Origin of the sequence: Caballeronia sp. INML2, assembly GCF_023631365.1 — a bacterium.
Taxonomy (GTDB): Bacteria; Pseudomonadota; Gammaproteobacteria; order Burkholderiales; family Burkholderiaceae; genus Caballeronia; species Caballeronia turbans.
The window spans coordinates 1-644 of the sequence record NZ_JALQDH010000207.1; the positions used below are offsets into that span (position 1 = coordinate 1).

The 644-nt window shown below is 57.1% G+C and carries 1 protein-coding gene; it reads right to left on the bottom strand.

The features are described from left to right. The coding region (locus NCT32_RS37020; protein ID WP_250491565.1) for a class I adenylate-forming enzyme family protein at positions 1-644 on the bottom strand (644 nt) is incomplete at both ends.

A 644-nucleotide genomic window follows, 5' to 3' on the forward strand; every position in this document is an offset into this window, starting at 1 on the left:
CGGATATTGCGGTTCTTATCGACGATCTCTCCAAGGTCGCCAGTTCTGAACCACCCCTCGTCCGTGAAGCTCTCGCTGTTCGCCTGTGCGTTATTCAAATAGCCAAGATGCACCGACGGCCCTTTCGCGCATAGCTCGCCTGTCTGACCGTCCTTGACAAACCGTCCCACGTCGTCGAGTACGCCGAGTTCCATTTCCGCCACGCACCGCCCTACCGTCCCGATTACTTCGAGGGGATCGTCTTCGAGTCGTGTATAAGAATGGAAGCCTGTCTCCAACATGCCGTAGAGTTCGATAAGCCGACCCTGAGGGAAAGCCGAGCCGAAGAGTCTAATCGTTTCTATCGACGCAGATGCACCGCCGGTTACCATCACGCGTAGCGAGGAGCAGTCCGTCGAGCTTAACTCCGGCGCGTTGAGCATTGCGACGATGGCAGCGGGCGCGGTCGGAACGAACGTCACATTCTCCGAAGCGATGCGCTCAAGTGCGGCACGCGCCGAAAAGCGCTCTAGCAATACAGTGCATGCTCCCGCCATAACTGACTGAAGCAACGTCAGATAGCCCCAGTTCAGCGCTACCGGCAAATACGCCAGGAACACGTCGTCCTTAGTAACCCGCATGTCGCGATTCAAAAAAGCTGCAGC